11 protein-coding genes are annotated in these 19,733 nt (G+C 64.4%); 7 read left to right on the top strand and 4 right to left on the bottom strand.

The features are described from left to right. Positions 1–82 precede the first annotated feature (82 nt). Positions 83–3,028 (top strand): TonB-dependent receptor plug domain-containing protein, encoded by a 2,946-nt coding sequence (locus tag MRBLMA1_RS13425; protein ID WP_363737322.1) that lies wholly within the window; start codon positions 83–85, stop codon positions 3,026–3,028. Between the two features lie 263 nt (positions 3,029–3,291). After that, positions 3,292–4,641 carry a cation:proton antiporter gene (locus MRBLMA1_RS13420; protein WP_363737321.1) on the top strand — a complete coding sequence of 450 codons (1,350 nt, stop codon included), beginning with the start codon at positions 3,292–3,294 and terminating at the stop codon, positions 4,639–4,641. A gap of 29 nt (positions 4,642–4,670) precedes the next feature. Here MRBLMA1_RS13420 and MRBLMA1_RS13415 read toward each other — a convergent pair whose 3' ends face one another. From MRBLMA1_RS13415 to MRBLMA1_RS13405, 3 genes are all read right to left on the bottom strand, one after another. Beyond that, complete coding sequence (locus MRBLMA1_RS13415) at positions 4,671–5,675, bottom strand: SMP-30/gluconolactonase/LRE family protein (RefSeq protein ID WP_363737320.1); 1,005 nt, start codon at positions 5,673–5,675, stop codon at positions 4,671–4,673. Next, entirely contained in the window at positions 5,672–6,775 is a 1,104-nt protein-coding gene (locus MRBLMA1_RS13410; protein WP_363737319.1) for a Gfo/Idh/MocA family protein, read from the bottom strand. Before MRBLMA1_RS13410 ends, MRBLMA1_RS13415 begins: the two co-directional genes overlap by 4 nt. Positions 6,776–6,913: 138 nt before the next feature. Next, positions 6,914–7,210 (bottom strand): response regulator transcription factor, encoded by a 297-nt coding sequence (locus tag MRBLMA1_RS13405; protein ID WP_363737318.1) that lies wholly within the window; start codon positions 7,208–7,210, stop codon positions 6,914–6,916. A gap of 312 nt (positions 7,211–7,522) precedes the next feature. Between MRBLMA1_RS13405 and MRBLMA1_RS13400 the strand changes: the two genes are divergently transcribed. Both MRBLMA1_RS13400 and MRBLMA1_RS13395 read left to right on the top strand, forming a co-directional pair. Continuing rightward, on the top strand, positions 7,523–8,872 hold the full coding sequence (locus tag MRBLMA1_RS13400) for a gluconate:H+ symporter (RefSeq protein WP_363737317.1): 1,350 nt from the start codon (positions 7,523–7,525) through the stop codon (positions 8,870–8,872). 40 nt (positions 8,873–8,912) lie between these two features. Then, the gene (locus MRBLMA1_RS13395; RefSeq protein ID WP_363737316.1) at positions 8,913–9,590 is read left to right on the top strand and encodes a FadR/GntR family transcriptional regulator; all 678 of its coding nucleotides are present in this window, start codon (positions 8,913–8,915) and stop codon (positions 9,588–9,590) included. Positions 9,591–9,596: 6 nt separating this feature from the next. Here the strand turns inward: MRBLMA1_RS13395 and MRBLMA1_RS13390 are convergent, their stop codons facing one another. After that, positions 9,597–10,127 carry a gluconokinase gene (locus tag MRBLMA1_RS13390; protein ID WP_414714769.1) on the bottom strand — a complete coding sequence of 177 codons (531 nt, stop codon included), beginning with the start codon at positions 10,125–10,127 and terminating at the stop codon, positions 9,597–9,599. A gap of 172 nt (positions 10,128–10,299) precedes the next feature. Here MRBLMA1_RS13390 and MRBLMA1_RS13385 point away from each other — a divergent pair, with 172 nt between their 5' ends. The 3 genes from MRBLMA1_RS13385 (at position 10,300) to MRBLMA1_RS13375 (ending at position 19,628) form a co-directional block, all read left to right on the top strand. Beyond that, positions 10,300–13,389: a glycosyl hydrolase family 28-related protein gene (locus MRBLMA1_RS13385; RefSeq protein ID WP_363737315.1), complete on the top strand. Its 3,090-nt coding sequence runs from the start codon at positions 10,300–10,302 to the stop codon at positions 13,387–13,389. A 145-nt stretch (positions 13,390–13,534) separates the two neighbouring features. Next, a complete protein-coding gene (locus MRBLMA1_RS13380; protein WP_363737314.1) occupies positions 13,535–16,507 on the top strand; it encodes a TonB-dependent receptor plug domain-containing protein in 2,973 nt (990 codons plus the stop codon). Between the two features lie 70 nt (positions 16,508–16,577). Continuing rightward, the gene (locus MRBLMA1_RS13375; RefSeq protein WP_363737313.1) at positions 16,578–19,628 is read left to right on the top strand and encodes a glycosyl hydrolase family 28-related protein; all 3,051 of its coding nucleotides are present in this window, start codon (positions 16,578–16,580) and stop codon (positions 19,626–19,628) included. Positions 19,629–19,733: the final 105 nt, after the last annotated feature.

The following is a 19,733-nucleotide window of genomic DNA, read 5'->3' as shown; positions in this document are numbered from 1 at the left end:
TTATCGTCAGACGGAAAGGTGTGGCGTCGGGGCGGCTGCCCCACATTCAGATGCAAAGCATCATAATATTGGGGAGAGCAGGATGTCGGATTTCCAGTTCAAGCATAGCCTGATGCGCGCGGGTTGCGCAGTGGCAAGCATGGCGGCGCTCAGTGTCGGCCTTGTCCATGCGCCCGCTTTCGCGCAGGCGACGGCTCAGGATTCGGCGCCTCAAGGCGGTGAAGAGCGTGCCAGCACGTCGGACATCGTCGTGACCGGATCACGCATCAAGGCCAGCGGCTATACCGCGCCGACGCCCACGACCGTGATCGACGAAGGCTCGATCCAGGCCAATGCGCAGCCGAACATCTTCACCACCATCGCCCAGTTGCCGTCCCTCCAGGGGTCGAGCGGCACCACGGTCAACACTTTCAGCACGTCAAGCGGCCAACAGGGCCTGAGTTCCTTCTCGCTGCGTGGCGTGGGCGCGATCCGTACCCTGACGCTGATCGATGGCCAGCGGGTTGTCGGCGCGAACGTAACCGGTGTTCCCGATGTCAGCCTGTTTCCGCAATTGCTGATCCAGCGAGTGGACGTGGTGAACGGTGGCGCGTCCGCGTCCTACGGGTCGGATGCCGTGGGCGGCGTCGTCAACTTCATCACCGACACCCGTTTCAAGGGGCTGAAGGGCAATATCCAGGGTGGCATCAGCAAATATGACGACAATCAACAGGTGCTGGTCCAGCTTGCGGCCGGCACCAGCTTCCTGGACGATCGCGCGCATCTGGTGGTCAGCGGCGAATATGCCAATGAAGATGGCGTAGGGGGCGGCGAATGGGGCATCGGCCTGGCTGGCGGCCGCGACTGGTTCAAGCAGACCAGCCTGATCGACCGCGGCATCACCAATGACGGATCGCCGCGCTATGTGCTGCGCGATTATGCGCAGGCCTATAATTACACCAAATATGGTCTCATCACTTCCGGTCCGCTGCAGGGCACGGCGTTCGACCAGAACGGAAGCCCGTTCCAGTTCAACTATGGATCGAACGGGGTTCCCGCGCGGGACGGCACGACCAACGTGCGCGGTTGCTTCCCCGGATTCTGTCTTGGCGGAGACCTGTCGGGCAATGTCGACGCGGGCCGTTCGCTCCAGTCGTCGATAGAACGGATCAACACTTATACCCGTCTCGGCTTTGACTTTGCCGATAAAAACGAACTCTACTTCACCTTCAACTTCGGTCAGGTGAAGACGCAGAACCAGCCGGTGGGCGGCATGAACCGTCCGGGCCTGACCATTCAATGTTCCAACCCGTTCGTACCCGCGTCGATCGCCGCTGCATGTGCCACTGCGGGCATCACCAGCTTCGGCTACGGCACCAGCAACGCCTCGCTCGGCAATACGCAGGTCAACACCGACCGCCGCCAATATCGCGCGGTGATCGGCGCCAAGGGTCAGTTCGACTTCCTCGGCACCGAATGGTCCTACGACAATTATTATGAGCACGGCACGAACTATACCGACGTCGATGTCTCGAACATCCTGCTCACCAACCGTTTCAACGACGCGATCAACGCGACCACGCTGAACGGCGCGGTGGTGTGCGCCAGCGCGGCGGCGCGGGCGAACGGATGCCAGCCGCTCAACATCTTCGGCGGCAACCCGTCGGCGGGGGCCCTTGCCTATATCATGCCGGAGAACGGACCCTATCAGCGGACCCGCCAGACGCAGGACGTGGTCAGCATCAACATCTCCGGCTCGCCGGTGGAACTGTGGGCCGGGCCGCTGTCGATCGCGTTCGGCGGCGAATATCGCCACGAATTCTATCGCGTGAGGGCCGATCCCTATGGCGTCGGCACCAATTTCCAGCCGAACGAACCCGATTACCCGTTCGATCCTACGCTGCTGCCGGGGGGCAACAACTGGTATGCCGGCAATTACAAGAGCGGCGGCGGCGCCTATGGCGTGAAGGAAGCCTTTTTCGAAGCCGACCTGCCGGTCATCAACAGCGACGCGCTTGGTCGCGCCAATATCAACGGCGCGGTGCGCGTGACCGACTACAGCACGTCCGGCACCATCTGGGCGTGGAAGGTCGGCGGCACCTGGAACCTGCCGGTCGAGGGCTTCCGCCTGCGGGGCGTGACGTCCAAGGACGTTCGCGCGCCCAACCTATCGGAACTGTTCGCCGCGCCCGTCACCACGACATTGCCCAATTTCTTCGACCCGTTCCGGGGCGTCAACGTGCTGGCGATCCAGAACAGCATCGGCAACCCCAACCTGCGTCCGGAAACCGCGCGCAACACGACGGCGGGCATCGCCTTTTCCGGTGCATCATGGCTGCCGGGCCTCAGCGTCTCCGTCGATTATTACAAGATCAAGATCAAGGACGTCATCTCCAGCCTGGGCGCGGGCGACATCGTCAACCTCTGCTTCCAGAATGTCCGTCCCGAAACCTGCAGCGCGTTCAATCTGAACAACCAGCAGGGGCCGAACTTCATCAACGTACAGGCGTTCAACCTGGCGTCGATCGACACCAGCGGGTTCGACATAGAGGCGAGCTACCAGTGGCGCCAGCCTCTGGGACTGCCGGGCACCCTGACGCTGCGCGGCCTGGCGACGCATGTCCGCAAGTTCGTGACGGACTCCGGCCTGATCGGTACGATCCCGGTCGACAGCGCGGGCGTCAATACCGGCAACACGCCCGACTGGAAATTCCTGGCGATCCAGAGCTACGAGAATGAGAAATTCTCGTTCATGGTCCAGGAACGCTGGTTCAGTGATGGTGTGCTGGGCCATCAATATGTGGTTTGCCAACCGGGCACCTGCCCCGCATCCACCAACAATCATCCGACCATCGACCAGAACTTCATGCCCGGCGCCTTCTACATGGACATTGGTGGCACCTATAATGTCACGCCGCAGGTGACGGCCTATTTCAAGGTCGACAATCTGTTCGATCGTGACCCGGCCAAATCCCCATTCTTCGTCAATCCCGCGCTCTACGATGTGGTCGGGCGCATGTATCGGGCGGGCGTACGTTTCCGCTTCTAGGCGATTTCCAGGCAGCACGAAAAGACCATGCCGTGCGCGACGAAGCGCGCCAGACGGCATGACGCTGAACTGGGGAGAGGTTTGCGTCCGGGCCTTGTCCGGACCATGGCAGCGGCGGTTTCCCCCTCCCCCGCCCTGCCTTAGGCCTCTCCTCCCTCTTCCCGCGGCATCCAGCGATTTGCGCAGGGGCCGGCCGGGCACAAACCCTTTCTTCCGCCCGCAATATGTGGTAGCGCTCCCAACAATAAGAGGAGAGGGTGGAGATGGCTGGGGAGATTTTTCCGTCGCTGGCGAACATATTGGCGCCTCACGGGCCGCCGGTAGGCGCGAAACTGATGAGCTTCGTTCCCGGCGACTACAGCATTCATTTCTTCCTGCAACTCGCGCTCATCGTCCTTGCCTGCAGGGGGGTGGGCTGGTTCTGCCACAAATATCTGGCGCAGCCCCAGGTGGTGGGCGAAATGATCGCCGGCGTGATCCTGGGCCCCTCGCTGTTCGGCCTTGTCGCGCCCGACCTGCAGGCGATGGTCTTCCCCCGGGAAACCAACAATGTGCTTTATGCCGGCGCGCAATTCGGCGTCGCGCTCTATATGTTCCTTGTCGGCCTGACCCTGCGCCTGGATCATTTCCAGTCCAAGGCGCGGAATGCCGCGATGGTGTCGGCGGCGGGACTGTTCGCGCCTTTCGTCATTGCCATCCTGATCACGCCCTGGCTTGTCACCATGCCCGGCCTCTTCGCTGAGGGCATTGGCCAGGGCAGCGCGACGCTCTTCATGGGTGCCTGCATTGCGCTCACGGCTTTTCCGATGCTCGCCCGGATCATCAACGAACGGGGCTTGGCCGACAGCCCGCTCGGCACGCTCTCATTGACCGCCGGAGCATTTGATGACGCGGCGTCCTGGTGCGTGCTGGCTATCGTCCTCGCCCTGTTCGGCGGTGGCAGCGGCGTTGCCATTCTCGCGATCGTCGGCGCCTTCCTCTATGTCAGCTTCCTGCTGCTGTTCGGGCGACGCCTGCTCGCGCCGCTCGGTCGCGCGGTGGAGGCGCAGGGCGAAATGAGCATGACCGTGCTGGCGATCACGCTGGCGCTCTTCTGTCTGTCTGCCTTCATCATGGACGCAATCGGCATTCACGGCATATTCGGCGGCTTCATCCTGGGCGTGTTCATGCCGCGCGGGCTGTTCGTGGAAGAGCTGAAAAAGAAGGTCGAACCGCTTGCCGTCGTCATATTGCTGCCGATGTTCTTCACCTATTCCGGGTTGAACACGCGGCTCGACATGGTGAATTCCCTGTCTTTCCTGCTCATCGCCCTGGGCATATTGGTCGCCTCCATCCTCGCCAAGTTCGGCGCCTGCTATGCGGCGGCGCGCCTGTCGGGCGAGGATAATCGGACCGCGCTGGGGATAGGCGCGCTGATGAATTCCCGTGGACTGATGGAACTGATCATCATCAATATCGGGATTCAGAAGGGCATTATCCAACCGGCCCTGTTCTCCATGCTCGTATTGATGGCCATCGTCACCACCATGATGGCGGGACCGCTCTTCGAGATATTCTATGGAAGGCGGGCACGCGCCGATGGAGAGTTGGGCAGGCTCGGCGCCGCGACCTGATCTCCCGGTCGGGTCGCCTGATCGGCCGCTCAAGCCGAACGGATCGGCACAACCGCCAGCATGTCGGAGGATGTGAGGAACAGTCGCCGCTCGGCGCTGTCCAGCGCGCAATTGGCCACCGCCTTGCCCGTCCCGACCATGCCCAGCGCCCGGCCGTCCGGCGTCAGTATATGAACGCCCCCCGGACCCGTCGCGAATATATTTCCATGCCTGGACAGCTTGATGCCGTCGGGCAGGCCAGGCAGGCCTTTCCCCTGCTCGGCGCGCATGTCGTGGAACAGGTGCCGACCCGTGGGAAAGCCGCGCTCGTCCAGCGCATAGGCCAGTATTTCCGGCTGCCGTTCATCCGACAGTGCAAGATAAAGCGTCTTGCCGTCAGGGGAGGTCGCGACGCCATTGGGCCGACGATGGCTGCCGTCTAGCAACGACAGCCTACCGTCCGGGCTCAGCGCATAAAGGCCGCAATGCTCCAGTTCGCGCAGCGAAGATGCGTCGCCATCCGTCAGCCCATAGGGCGGGTCCGTGAAATAGATCATGCCCGACGGCGCGACGCACAGGTCATTGGGACTGTTGAACCGCTTGCCCTGGAACCGATCGACCAGGATGGTCCGGGCGCGCGTGCGCAGGTCGATCCGCACGATCGCACGCGTGCCGCTGTCGGCGGCGATCAGCGCGCCCGAGGAATCGATCGCCATGCCGTTGACGCCCGGCTCCCTTATGCCCGGCGGAACGGCGCTCTGCAGCCCGGACGGAGACAGGAAGGGACGCACCCCATCCTTCGCCCGCCAGCGATACAGCATGTTGGAAGGTGGATCGTTGAACAGCAGGCAATTGTCCCGCTGCACCCAGACCGGACCCTCGGCCCATTTATAACCTCTGCCAAGGACGGTCACCACGGCCGATGGCGCAACGATCCGGTCCAGACCGGGATCGAGCCGGGTGATCGAGCCGATCGCGGAAGGGGCGGCCGCGTTCAGGCGGGCGCCGGCCGACAGGCTTGCCAGACCGGCCAGGACCATTCGACGCGCGATCATGCCTTTACGGCGACTTCCCGCCGCTCGGCGGCTGAACGGTAAATCGCCTCGATGACGCGCATGTCGGCCAGGCCCTCCTCGCCTGGAACGATCGGGGTCGTGCCATTGACGATGCATTCGGCCATATGGTCCAGTTGCCCGGCAAACTGGTTTTTGGCAGCCGCCGGCAGCGTGCGCGAGGTCGAGACGCCGTCCTTGCGAATCGTCATCCTGTGCCCTTCATAGGGTGTCGCCGGTTCCATATCGATCCAGCCCTGCGCGCCGATGACGCGATAGCTGTTGTGCGAGGAACTGTAGCTGGAGATGCAGTTGGCGACGATGCCCGACGGAAAGCGCAACAGGAAGCTGATCCGGTCCTCGACCGTCCTGAACCGGGGGTCGGATCGGTCAGTCGACTCGACCGCGCTGACCGAAACCGGCTCTTCCCCGGTCAGGTATCGGGCCGCGTTCAGGCTGTAGATGCCGATGTCCATCATGGATCCGCCGCCCGACAGCGGCCGGTCGAGCCGCCACTGGTTCGGCCCGGCCGGGAAGCCATGTTCGGCCGTGATCAGGCGGGTAGGGCCGACATGACCACTGCGCGCCAGTTCGATGGCCAGGCGGTTATAGGGTTCGAAGCGCGAGCGATAGCCGATCATCAACTTGGTTCCGGCCTTGCGGCAGGCGGCGATCATCGCCTCGCACTCCGCGACGGAAACCGCCATCGGCTTTTCGCACATCACATGCTTGCCCGCCTGTGCGGCGCGAATGCTGTATTCGGCATGCATGCTGTTGGGCAGCACCACATAGACGACGTCGATATCCGGATTGTCGCGAATGCGGTCGAAGTCGGCATAGCTGTATCGATGGGTCTTCGGGATGCCATATTGCGTCCCATATTGGTCGAGCTTGGCAGGCGTGCCGCTCACCAGCGCCACCAGCCGGGCCTGCTCGCAACCGGCGAAGTTCGGCATGATCTGGCGCGTGGCGTAGGAACCGAGCCCGACCACGGCATAGCCGATCTTGCGCGCCGGTGCGGCGTTCGCATGCGTGCCCATGCCGGCCAGAACCATTCCGGCGCCAAGGCCGCCCAGAATTTCACGACGGGAAGTGATCGCCATGCGGGTCTCCCAATGTTCGGAGGATGAAGGGACTTTCAGAATGATTTCCCGGCAAGCTGAACCGATCGCTGGTCGGGAAATCGCGGGACAACGGGCAATCCGGGGCGACGATCCGATCCAGTCGGATCGAACCCCGTCCTAGTCGTTGGCGCGGCCTAGCGCAGGGCGCAGCCAACCCAGATTGCGCGCAACAATGGCGGCCTGGGTCCGGTTGCGAACGTTCAGCTTGCGCATCAGGGCCGTCATGTGGACCTTGACCGTCGCTTCGGCCATGCCAAGCTCATAGGCGATCTGCTTGTTCAGCAGGCCCGAATGGACACAGCGCAGCACTTTCATCTGGGTCGGGGTAAGCGGAGGCGGTTCGGCGGTTCTGAAGCCCTGGGGCCTTTGATCCTGATGACCGAGGCTCTCATGCAGATCCAATGCGATGTGCATCCTCTCTCTCCCTGTTATGCCCGGCCTGCTGCGGCGCGGATTTCGGCGCGGCCGCAATGCCGGATTCGATAACGCTAACATATCGGAATCAGTCAGACAGCTTCAAGCGGAAAATGCGATATACGACCCCATGATTGTGGTTTTGCGGTGAAATCGGGATTATGACCTGTCCAACAGGTTTCTGGAACGGCTGACCACAATATAGCCGGATCGCCATGTAAAGTGAGGGGAGAGGATGGCGTTTTCATCAGTCATGGCGGCGCTGGTTCCCAATCCGCCGCTGCCGCGCGCCAGGGTTGGAGCGGGCAAGCCATGAGCCCGGCGGATTACCGGCTGATATTGTCAGCCATCGTCGGCATAGCCTTGTCTATTGCGCTGATCATCCGGGGCAGGCTGCACCCATTTGTCGGCCTGCTCTGCGGCGCCTTCACGGTCGGCCTGCTCGCGGGCCTGCCGATGGAGGAAACCGCCAAGGCCGTGGAAAAGGGCGCTGGCGCGATCCTGGGCGGCACGGGTCTTGTCGTGGCCCTGGGCCTTGGCCTTGGCGCCATGCTCCAATTGTCCGACGGCGCAGGGGGCCTTGCCCGCGGGGCGCTGCGCATTTCGGGCATCAGGGGCGCCCCTTGGGCCAGCCTCTTCACCGCCATCGTGATCGGCCTGCCTCTCTTCTTCGAAACGGGGCTGGTGCTTCTGCTGCCCATCGTCGCATCGGCGGCGGCGGCCCTGCCCAATGGCCAGAACAACGACACGGCCAAGCTTCGCCTGATGCTGCCTGCCCTGTCGGGACTTTCGGTGGTCCATGCGCTGGTGCCGCCGCATCCCGGTCCATTGCTCGCGGTGAATGCGCTGGGGGCCAATCTGGGCCTGACGCTCGTCTATGGCCTGATCGTGGGCATTCCCACCGCGATCATCGCCGGCCCGTTGCTGGCGCGCTTCACCGCGCCCGGTGTGAAGCTCAGCCCGCCGCTGCTCGATCCGGTGCGGGTGGATGTCCCGACGCCCTCCGTGGGCCGTGCGCTGATCGCCGTGCTGCTGCCGGTCGTGCTGATCGCGGCGGGGCAGGCGGTCGCGCTGATGCCGCCGGACATGGCGGCGCTGTTCCAGTGGCTGCGCTGGATCAGCGACCCGGTGGTCGCGCTGCTCGTGGCGGTGCTGGCCGCATTGCCGCTGCTGTTCGGACGGCGCATCGCGGATCGGAGCATCCAGAACGCCATCTGGACGGAGGCGATGACGCCGGCGGGCGGCATCATCCTGGCCATCGGCGCCGGCGGCGCGTTGAAGCAGGTGCTGGTGACGGCTGGACTTTCCGACATGCTGGTGCGGCTGGCGCAGGGCGGGGCGATCTCGCCCATCCTGCTCGCCTGGGGCGTGTCCGTCTGCATCCGTCTGGCGACCGGATCGGCCACTGTGGCGACGATCACCACGGCGGGCGTGATGCAGGGGCTGGTCGCGGCCTCCGGCGTCGCGCCCGAATGGATGGTCCTCGCGATCGGGGCGGGGTCACTGTTTTTCTCTCATGTGAACGATCCCGGCTTCTGGCTGGTGAAAAGCTATCTTGGCACCGACATGCCCGGCACTTTCAAGACCTGGTCGATCATGGAAACGGTCGTCGCCGTCGTCGGCCTGCTTCTGGTGCTCGTGGCGAGCAGTATCTTCCAATAAGGGGGGCAGCGATGACTTGGGCAGACATGCAGGCATCCCGATGACGCAGGTACGACTTTCCGATCACGTCTATGCCGGCATAGTCGAGATCATCAAGTCCGAGGGTCTGGAGGTCGGGGAACGCCTGCCCTCCGAATCGCGACTGGCGGAAATGTTCGGCGTGTCCCGCGCCATCGTGCGGGAGGCTTTGGTCAGGCTGGCGTCGGACGGCATCACCGAGGCGCGGCGAGGCGCCGGCTCCTTCGTCAAGAGCCGCCCGTCGGAGCGGCTGACCGCCTTCATGCCGCTCAGCGAATTGCCGACGACGCTCGGCAGCTATGAGGTGCGCTTCGTGCTGGAGGCAGAGGCGGCTCGGCTGGCGGCGACGCGCCGCACCGCGGCGGAGATGGCGCATGTCGATGAAGGCCTGGTCCGGCTGCGCGAAGCCCTTTTGTCGAGCGAGCCCGCCCATGTGGAGGACATGGACCTGCATCGCCGCATTGCCGAAGCGACCGGCAATCCCGCCTTCGTGATCGCCTTCGATGCGCTCTATGGCGATGTCGAGAAGATCATGCGGGCCGGCGTCGACATCTCCCGCTCGCGCCCGCCGGAGGTTATCGCGACCATGCTGCGCGAACATGAACTGATCGTCGACGCGATCCGCGCGCAGGATCCGGAGGGTGCGGCCCTCGCCATGCGATGGCATTTGTGGGAAGGACGCCGCCGGCTGATGCCGTAAGGGCGATCAGCGCAACCAGTCCAGCGCGATGTCGCGCAACGCCTCGGCGGGCGTGTCGGAGATCAGGATCATCGCGCCTTCGTCGGGCAAGGGCCGCTCCAGCGTGGCGAGCTGGCTGTCCAGCAGGCAGGCGGGCATATAATGGCCGGGTCGGTTGCCGAGGCGCGCCAGCAGCAGGTCGCGGCTGTTTTCCAGCAGGATGAAGCGGACAGGTGCCCCGATCCCGACGCGCAGCCTATCGCGATAGCTTCTGCGCAGCGCCGAACAGGCAAGGACCACTGCGCCGTTCGCGGCCATGGTTGCCGCTGCCGCCTGTCCCAGCCGGTCGAGCCAGGGCCAGCGGTCCTCGTCCGTCAGGGCACGTCCGCCCCGCATCTTCTCCACCGCATCGGCCGAATGGAAATCGTCGCCTTCCAGGAACGGGCAGCCGAGCGTTTGTGCCAGCAGCGCGCCCAGCGTCGACTTGCCGCAACCGCTGACGCCCATGACGATGACGACGAGCGGCGGGGCAGGGGCAATATCGGCGGATGAAGGCAAAATGGCGTCCCTAGCAGGCGGGCGGCGGCACGCCCTGGCGGACCGCCCCCTTGTCGCTGTTGCTATAGCTTTGCGGACAGAGGGATGAAAACTACGACCTTTGTCGCAAGTGCCAAGGCGCGCCACTGGCTCTAGCCATGGATCGAGGCGACAACCATCTTGGGAGAGAGCGATGATCCGACCGGCCATGATGGCGGCTCTGCTGGCGGCGACGGCCCTGGCCGGGGCGGAACAGGCGCACGCCGAACAGGACCACGCCGAACAGGGCCACGTCGAACAGGTCCGGGCGAAACAGGCATCCCCTGCCGGCCGATCGCTCTTCCCCATCGCTCCCGACGAACCCAATGCCGTCACCGTCAGGGCGAAGGGCGACGGCCGTGCCGATGACAGCGCCGCGATCCAGCAGGCGCTCGACAGGGCGCGGGACCAGACCGGCCATGGCATCGTTTTCCTGCCGTCCGGCGTCTATCGCATCACGCGCACGCTGGTGATCCCGGCGGGCGTGCGCGTTTATGGCGTGGGGCCGACGCGCCCCGTGATCCTGCTGGGCGCCAATACGCCTGGGTTCCAGCAGGGCGTGTCGACCATGATCGTCTTCGGCGGCGGCGACCAGTATAATGTCGGCCAGGTGCCCGTGCCGGTGCCCACCATCGTCCCGCGCGAAAAGGTGGTGCGCGACGCCAATTCAGGCACCTTCTATTCGTCGATGAGCAATGTCGACATAGAGATCGCGCCGGGCAATCCGGCGGCCGCGGGCGTTCGCTTTCGCATGGCGCAGCACGCCTTCCTCAGCCATATGGAATTTCGCCTCGGCACCGCCTTTGCGGGCGTCTATCAGGCCGGCAACGTCATGGACAATGTGCATTTCCAGGGCGGCCGTTATGGCATCGTGACGGAAAAGACCTCGCCCGCCTGGCAGTTCACCCTGCTCGATTCCACCTTTGACGGTCAGCGCGACGCCGCCATCCGGGAACATGAGGTGGACCTGACGCTGGTCAACGTCACAATTCGCAACACGCCGGTCGGGATCGATATCGACCGGGGTTATGGCGACAGCCTCTGGGGCAAGGATGTCCGCTTCGAAAATGTATCGAAGGCGGGTGTGGTCATTTCCAATGAGAAGAATGTCTTCACCCAGATCGGCTTCGAAAATGCGATCGCTGCAAACAGCCCGGTCTTCGCGCGCTTCCGCGACAGCGGGCAGGCGGTGAACGGCAAGGGCAAAGTCTATAAGGTAACCTCCTTCTCCTACGGTCTGGACGTGCCCGCGCTCGGCCAGATGGGTGCGTACGGCACGCAGGCGGAGGTGGAGGCGCTGCCCGCCATGCCAGCGCCCCGCGCGCCCGCCATCCGCGCGCTTCCTGAAATGGCGCAATGGGTCAATGTCCGCACGCTGGGTGCGATGGGCGACGGCAAGGCGGACGACACCGCCGCGATCCAGAAGGCGATCGACAGCCACCCCATCCTCTATTTCCCGACCGGCTTCTACAAGGTCACCGACCGGCTGAAACTGCGCCCGGACAGCGTGCTGATCGGCCTGCATCCGGCGATTACCCAGCTCTATATTCCGGACAACAACCCCGGACATGCCGGCCTGGGCGCAGTGCTGCCCCTGTTGGAAAGTCCCAAAGGCGGCGACAATATCCTCTCGGGCCTGGGCCTCTTCACCGGCCGGGTGAACCCGCGCGCCTCCGCGCTGCTGTGGCGATCGGGTGCGAACAGCCTGGTGGACGACGTCAAGATCATGGGCGGCGGCGGCACGCCGACGGCCGACGGCAGGATGCTCGGCACCCTGCGCGTCCACACGGGCGATCCCGTCACGGACGACCGGCTGGACGCGCAATATCCCAGCATCTGGGTCACGGACGGGGGCGGCGGAACCTTCGTCGATGTGTGGAGCCCCAACAGCTTCGCGCAGGCGGGCTTCTATGTCACCGACACCAGCACGTCCGGCCATGTCTATGAAATGTCGGTCGAACATCACGCCCGCAATGAATTCGTGCTCGACAATGTGCACAATTGGGAATTTCTCGCGCCCCAGACCGAGCAGGAAGTGGGCGACGGGCCAGACGCCATCTCGCTCGACATCCGCAATTCCAGCAAGCTGCTGTTCGCCAATTATCACGGCTATCGCGTGACGCGCACCTATGCGCCGGAGGAAAGCGCGGTGAAGCTCACCAATTCGGGCGACATCCGCTTCCGCAACGTCCACATCAACGCCGAAAGCGGCTATGCGACCTGTGACGAGGAGGGCTGCGGCACTTTCCTGCGCGCCAGCAAATATCCGTTCGACAATGCGATAGAGGATGTGACGCGCAAGCTCTTCGTGCGGGAAAGGGAGTTCGCCAGGCTGGACATCGGCCCGGCGGGGAGCACGATCCCCGCAACGCCGCCCGGCAAGATGAAGGTGGAGAAGCTGGAGGACGGCTTCTGGTCGATTTCCGGCGCCGCGGTGGACCCGCAGGGCGCACTCTATTTCATCGACCGCCGTTTCCAGCGCATCCACCGCTGGAGCGAGGACAAGGGGCTGGAGATCGTGCGCGACCATGCGCTCGATCCTGTGAACCTCGCCATCGACGCGTCGGGCCATGTGATGGTGCTGTCCTCCCTGGGATCGAAGGCGGGCGTCTATTCCTTTGATCCGGCGGGGCCGAAGGACGCCATGACGCTGATCCAGCCCACCCCGGTGCGCAGCGGCGGTGCGGCCAGAACCTTGCTGCCCGTCAACTGGTGGAACAATGGCGAGTTTCGCGACCAGTTCGACTTCATGACCAATCAGTTCACGACGCTGGCGGAGATGTTCGCGCGCGATGCCGGAACGCCCAAGGCGCAGGAATATCTGTCGCCCGACGGCAGCCTCTCGCTGCCCGCCTTCCGCACCTGGCAGCAGGGGCCGGTCGACCATACGGGCTGGCGCTGGTCCGACAGCCTCAACGCCTATGGTTTCGTTTCGGGCAAGTCGGGCGATCGCCTGTTCGTCACCAATGCATCGGAAAACATGACCTACAGCGGCACCGTCGGCGCGGGCGGCGCGCTGACCGACCTTCATCGCTTCGCCAATCGCGGCGGGGAAAGCGTGGCCGTGGACGGGCAGGGCCGCGTCTATGTCGCGAACGGGCAGATCTTCGTCTATGGCCCCGACGGCCAGGAAAGCGGCCGGATCGACGTGCCGGATCGTCCCTTGCAGATCCTGTTCGGGGGGCGGGACAAGCGCATGCTGTTCATCCTGACGCATCACGCCCTTTACGCCGCGAAGCCATGAAAAACGCCGTGCCACCCTGCCTACGACCTATGTCGTAAGTGCGGTCGAACGGGCCGGAGGATAAGCTTTGCAGGATCGCCGGCGGGGGCGCGGTCAGCCGGCAACAGGCGGACAGATAACATAGACAGAAGGCAGGGAAGGATCCATGAAAGTGAAGATCGCACATCGACATCTGACGGGCGCCAGCCTGGCCGTCATGGCCAGCATGGCGCTGGCCGGCATGGCGCAGGCCCAGGACGCGGCAGCGCCCCCGGCCCCCGCAGCCGCGCCCCAGGCGCAGACGGAAGATGCAGGCGCGCGCCGCAGCGCCGACATTGTCGTCACCGGATCGCGCATCACCACCAGCGGCTTCAACGCGCCGACGCCGACCACGGTGATTGGTGAGGAGCAGATCATCAACAATGCGCAGCCCAATGTCTTCAACACCATCGCGCAGCTCCCCTCGCTGCAGGGGTCGACCGGCGCGGCGACCGGCACCTTCAGCACGTCGAGCGGCCTGCAGGGCCTCAGCTCCTTCTCCCTGCGCGGCCTCCAGCCGATCCGCACCCTGACCCTGCTGGATGGCCAGCGCGTCGTCGGCGCGAACGTCACCGGCGTTCCCGACATCAGCATGTTCCCGCAGCTTCTGGTGAAGCGCGTCGACGTGGTGACGGGCGGCGCCTCCGCCTCCTATGGCTCCGACGCGGTCGGCGGTGTCGTCAACTTCATCACCGACACCCGGTTCGAAGGCTTCAAGGGCAATATCCTTGGCAGCATCACGAAATATGGCGACGATGAAACCGCGCTGGTGCAGGCGGCCTGGGGCAAATCCTTCCTCGACGATCGTCTGCATGTCGTGGTGAGCGGCGAATATGACCATGAAGGGGGCGTGGGCGCCGGCAATTTCGGCACGGACCTTGCCGGCAGCCGCGACTGGTACCGCGCGACCACGCTGATGAACACCGGCCAGGCCAATAACGGCCTGCCGCAGTTCAATTATCGCGATTATGCGCAGCCCTATCAATATGCGCTGTACGGCCTGATCAACAACGGCCCGTTGCAGGGCATAGCCTTCGACCGGAACGGCATGCCCTATAATTTCAACTATGGATCGGGTGGCCAGCCCCTGGGCAATGGGCAGGTCAGCAATTGCTTCCGCGGCAACAGCTTTTGCGAGGGCGGGGACCTGTCGGGTGCGCCGGGGTCGGGCGCTTCGCTGAAATCGGCGCTGCAACGCATCAATGGCTATACCCGCATCGGTTACGACTTTGCCGACGACAATGAAGCCTATGTGACGGTCAATGTCGCGCAGGTGAAGACCAGCAACCAGCCAAGCCCCGGCTATAACCGGCCCAGCCTGACTGTGCAGTGCGCCAATCCCTTCCTGCCGCAACTGGTGCGTGACCGCTGCGCCACGGCGGGCATCACGGAATTCGGCTTCGGCTCCAGCAACGGCGCCTTCCCGGACCCCAATGTCCATACCGACCGCAGGCAATATCGCTTCGTCGGCGGCCTGAAGGGCAAGGTCGGCGTCGGCGGGACGGACTGGAATTACGACGCCTATTATGAACATGGCATCACCATCTCCGACATCCGGGTGCGCGATATCGTCCTCCAGAACCGCTATGTCGCCGCGACCAACGCCATCACGCTCAACGGCGCCATCGTCTGCGCCGATCCGGCGGCGCGGGCGGCCGGTTGCCAGCCGATCAACATCTTCGGCGGCTTCACCCCGTCGGACGCCGCGCTCGCCTATGTCGCGCCCCATGAGAACGGACCGTTCCAGCATACGAAGCTGACGCAGGACGTCGCCAGCCTGAACTTTTCGGGCAACCCCTTCGAACTGTGGGCCGGACCCGTCTCGGTCGCGTTCGGCGGCGAATATCGCCGCGAATTCTACCGCGTGAACGCCGATCCCTATGGCGCGGGCGTATCGCCGCTCAGCCCGAACAGCGCCGAATATCCCGCGGACCCGCTGCTCAACTCGACGCTGGGCAGCAACTGGGCAGCCGGCAACTACAAAAATGGTCGCGGCAAATATGAAGTGTGGGAAGGCTATGTCGAAGTCGACCTGCCGCTGATCAACAGCGACGCCATGGGTCGCGCGAACCTGAACGGCGCGGCCCGCGTCACCAACTACAGCACGTCGGGCACGGTCTGGACGTGGAAGGTCGGCGGCACATGGGACACGCCGCTCGACGGCATCCGCCTGCGCGCGGTGACCTCGCGGGACGTGCGCGCGCCGAACCTGTCGGAACTGTTCGCGGCGCCCACGGTGACGACGCTGCCCAACTTCAACGACCCGTTCCGCAACCAGGCGGTGCAGGTGTTCCAGAACACGATCGGCAACACCAATCTGAAGCCCGAAGTGGCGCGCAACACCGAACTGGGCATCGTGCTCGCGCGGCCGTCCTGGCTGCCGGGCCTCAGCCTGTCCTTCGACTATTATGATATCAAGCTGAAAGGCGTCGTCTCTTCCCTGTCCGCGGACCAGATCGTCCGCTTCTGCTTCGAGGGCAACCAGGCCTTTTGCGGCGGTTTCCAGCTTGATGGGCCGCAGGGCACCAACTTCGTCAATGTCCAGCCCTTCAACCTCGCCTCCTGGAAGACCAGCGGCTTCGACATAGAGGCAAGCTATCAGTGGCAACAGCCGCTGGGCCTGCCGGGCACCTTCACCATCCGGGCGCTGGGCACGCACATCCGCAAGTTCATCGTCAATGCGGGCATTGCGGGCGTTGATCCGGTCGATCAGGCAGGCGCCAACAACGGCGCGACGCCGGACTGGAAATGGCTGGCGGTGCAGACCTATGACAGCGGCCGGTTCAGCTTCACGGTGCAGGAACGCTGGATCAGCGACGGCACCTTCGGCAACCAATATGTGGTGTGCCAGTCGTCCTGCCCGGCCTCGACCGCCAACCACCCGACCATCGACTATAACAGGATGAAGGGCGCCTTCTACGTCGACATCGGCGCAACCTTCAAATTCGGCGACAATCTGTCGATCTACGGCAAGGTGGACAATCTCTTCGACAAGGATCCGGTGGCCGCTCCGCAGACCAACACCGGGCTGGACATCAACCCCGCGCTCTACGACACGCTGGGCCGCATCTACCGCGCGGGGGTTCGCTTCAACTTCTGACCTGCCACTCTCTCCCCCACCTCGTCCCGGCCTTCACCGGCCGGGACTTCTTTGTAACCGGAGTATGTCGATGGTTCGTGGATTGAGCGGGGCCTGCGCGGCGGCGCTGCTGTTGCTGGCGGCGCAGGAGCCTGCTCTCGCTTCGTCCTCTGTCTATACGCGCGCGCCCGACGAACCGCGCGCCATTACCGTCAAGGCTGTGGGCGACGGCCGGGCGGACGACAGCGCGGCGATCCAGCGCGCCATCGACGCGGCGGCGGAAAAGGGCGGCGGGGGCATCGTCTTCCTGCCGGCCGGCACCTACCGCATCAGTCGGACCATCTTCCTCTGGTCCGGTGTCCGCATCTTCGGCATCGGGGAAAAGCGCCCCGTCATCCTGCTCGGCAGGAGCACGCCGGGCTTTCAGCACGGCGTCGCCCATATGCTGATGTTCACCGCCAACAGGCGCCAGACCGACGGGGACACCCCGCCTATTGCCTTCCCCCCGGCGGGCAGCGTTCCGTTCAACAGGAATATCGCGGACGCCAATTCCGGCACCTTCTATTCCGCGCTCGGCAATATCGACTTCCGCATCATGGACGGCAATCCGGCTGCCACCGCGATCCGCTTTCATTCCGCCCAGCACAGCTTCGTCAGCCATGCCGATTTCGACATCGGCTCGGGCCTTGCCGGCCTCTACCATGTCGCCAATGAAGCGGAAGACCTGCATTTCAGGGGCGGGCGCTACGGCATCCTCGCGGAAAAGCCGTCTCCCGCCTGGGGCTTCGCGCTGGTCGACGCCACGTTCGAAGGGCAGCGCGACGCCGCCATTCGCGAACATGAGGCCGGGCTGACGATGGTCAATGTCGCCTTCCGCAACGTGCCGGTCGGCATAGAGATCGACCGGGGCTATGGCGATTGGCTCTGGGGCCAGGACCTGCGGTTCGAAAATGTGGCGAAGGCAGGCATCGTCATCTCGAACGAAAAGAATGTCTATACCCAGATCGGCTTTCAGAACGTGCTGGCCGCCAACACGCCTGTCTTCGCCCGTTTCCGGGAAAGCGGCCGCACCATCGCGGGCAAGGGGCCGGATTACAAGATCGCCTCCTTCACCCACGGCCTGACGCTGCCGGGGGTCGGACAAATGGGCGCCTACCGGACGGACATGCAGGCGGAGGCCATGGGCGCCCTGCCGGCCCCGCCGGCTCCCGCCATCCGTCCCTTGCCGCCCGTGTCGGAATGGGTGAGCGTCCGCGCGCTCGGCGCCAAAGGGGATGACAAGACCGACGACACCGCCGCCATTCAGAAGGCGATCGACAGTCACCGCGTCGTCTATCTGCCCGCCGGCTTCTATCATGTCAGCGACACGCTGCGTCTGCGCCCCGATACGGTGCTGCTGGGCCTGCACCCCAGCCTGACGCAGATCGTGCTGCCCGACGGCGCGCCCGCCTGGTCAGGAGTGGGCGCGCCCAAGGCGCTGGTGGAAAGCGCGCAGGGCGGCGACGCCATCGTCGCGGGGCTTGGCCTCAACACCAACGGCGCCAATCCCCGCGCCACGGCGCTGTTGTGGAAGGCCGGCGCCCGTTCCATGGTCAATGATGTCAAATTCCAGGGCGGCCATGGCACCGACCGCTTCGACGGCAGCCGGGTCGATCCCTACAACAACAATGCGACCGGCGATCCCGACGCCGCCCGCCGCTGGGCCGGCCAATATGCCAGCCTCTGGGTCACGCAGGGCGGCGGGGGAACTTTCGCCAATATCTGGAGCCCCAGCACCTTCGGTCATCCGGGCATCCTGATTTCCGACACGGACACGCCCGGCCGCCTCATCCAGGCATCGGTCGAACATCATGTCCGCACCGAAATCGGCCTGAACCGCGTCGCCAACTGGGAACTGCTCGCCCCCCAGACGGAGGGCGAAGCGGGCGAGAGTGGCGATGCCGTGGCGTTGGAGATCAGGGATTCGCGCAACATATTGGTCGCCAATTTCCACGGCTATCGCGTCACCCGCACCCGGGAACCCGCACCCGCCGCCGTCACCCTCTACAATTCCCATGACATCCGTTTCCGCAATGTCCATGTGAACGGCGAAAGCGGCCTTGGCACCTGCGATGAAAATGGCTGCGCGACCTTCCTGCGGCTCACCAAATTCCCGTTCGAAAACGCCATTCGCGACGTGACCCACGGGCTCGACGTGCGTGAACGGGAATTTGCGGTGCTGGATGTGCCCGCCCGACCGGCGCCGGTGAAGTCCGCCAATTTCCTGGGTGGAAATGTGGAGAAGCTGGCCGACGGCTTCCATTCGGCAGGCGGCGGCGCGGTGGACGCGCAGGGGCGGCTCTATTTCATCGATCGCCGGTTCCAGCGCATCTGGCGCTGGTCGGACGAGGGCAGGCTGGAGATAGTGCGCGACGCCTCGCTTGATCCGGTCAACCTCAGCATCGACCGTTCCGGCAATCTGCTCGTCCTCTCCTCCTACGGACGCAACGGCACGGTCTACAGCGTCAGGCCCGGCGCGCCCGATGGCCAGATCAGCGTCATTCCGGCAACGCCCGTCGCCGCCCGCCCGGGCAGAAGGACGGTGCTGCCGGTCAACTGGTGGAACAATGGCGAATTCCGCGACCAGATCGATCCCCAAAGCTACGCGTTCACGACGCTGGCGGAGATGTTCGCGCGCGATATGGCATTGCCCAAGGCGAGCGAATATGTCTCCCCGGACGGCAGCATCGCCCTGCCGGCCTTCCGCACCTTCGCGCAGGGTCCGGCCGACCATCGCGGCCTGCGCTTCTCCGATTCGCTCGACAGCTACGGCTTCATCCAGGGAGAGCCGGGCCAGCGCGTCTTCCTGACCAATGGTTCGGAAAACCGCACCTATAGCGGCCTGCTGGGCGCGAGCGGCGAGATCACCGACCTCCGGCCCTTCGCGGATCGCGGAGGGGAGGGCGTCGCGGTGGATGCGCAGGGGCGGGTCTATGTCGCCAATGGGCAGGTCTTCGTCTATGCCCCCGATGGCAAGGAGATCGGCCGCATCGATGTGCCCGAACGGCCCCTGCAACTTCTCTTCGGCGGGGAAGGGGGCAGAACCCTCTTCATCCTCTCGCACCATGGCCTGTACGCGGCAAGGCCGGGGCGCGATCGGTAAGAGCGATTTCCAAGCGATCGGAACCGATCGCTGGTCAAGAAATCGCGGCAAACAAGGAAACCAGAGCGGCGATCTGATTCAATCAGATCGAAACCCGCTCTATGT

The organism is Sphingobium sp. LMA1-1-1.1 (assembly GCF_040676365.1).
Lineage (GTDB): Bacteria > Pseudomonadota > Alphaproteobacteria > Sphingomonadales > Sphingomonadaceae > Sphingobium.
Note: the sequence above shows the minus strand (reverse complement) of the source record. Positions and strands in the feature narration are given on the sequence as shown.

Coding starts and splice junctions, on each gene's coding strand:
- MRBLMA1_RS13425 (WP_363737322.1), top strand. CDS start 83: ATGTCGGATTTCCAGTTCAAGCATAGCCTGATGCGCGCGGGTTGCGCA.
- MRBLMA1_RS13420 (WP_363737321.1), top strand. CDS start 3,292: ATGGCTGGGGAGATTTTTCCGTCGCTGGCGAACATATTGGCGCCTCAC.
- MRBLMA1_RS13415 (WP_363737320.1), bottom strand. CDS start 5,675: ATGATCGCGCGTCGAATGGTCCTGGCCGGTCTGGCAAGCCTGTCGGCC.
- MRBLMA1_RS13410 (WP_363737319.1), bottom strand. CDS start 6,775: ATGGCGATCACTTCCCGTCGTGAAATTCTGGGCGGCCTTGGCGCCGGA.
- MRBLMA1_RS13405 (WP_363737318.1), bottom strand. CDS start 7,210: ATGCACATCGCATTGGATCTGCATGAGAGCCTCGGTCATCAGGATCAA.
- MRBLMA1_RS13400 (WP_363737317.1), top strand. CDS start 7,523: ATGAGCCCGGCGGATTACCGGCTGATATTGTCAGCCATCGTCGGCATA.
- MRBLMA1_RS13395 (WP_363737316.1), top strand. CDS start 8,913: ATGACGCAGGTACGACTTTCCGATCACGTCTATGCCGGCATAGTCGAG.
- MRBLMA1_RS13385 (WP_363737315.1), top strand. CDS start 10,300: ATGATCCGACCGGCCATGATGGCGGCTCTGCTGGCGGCGACGGCCCTG.
- MRBLMA1_RS13380 (WP_363737314.1), top strand. CDS start 13,535: ATGAAAGTGAAGATCGCACATCGACATCTGACGGGCGCCAGCCTGGCC.
- MRBLMA1_RS13375 (WP_363737313.1), top strand. CDS start 16,578: ATGGTTCGTGGATTGAGCGGGGCCTGCGCGGCGGCGCTGCTGTTGCTG.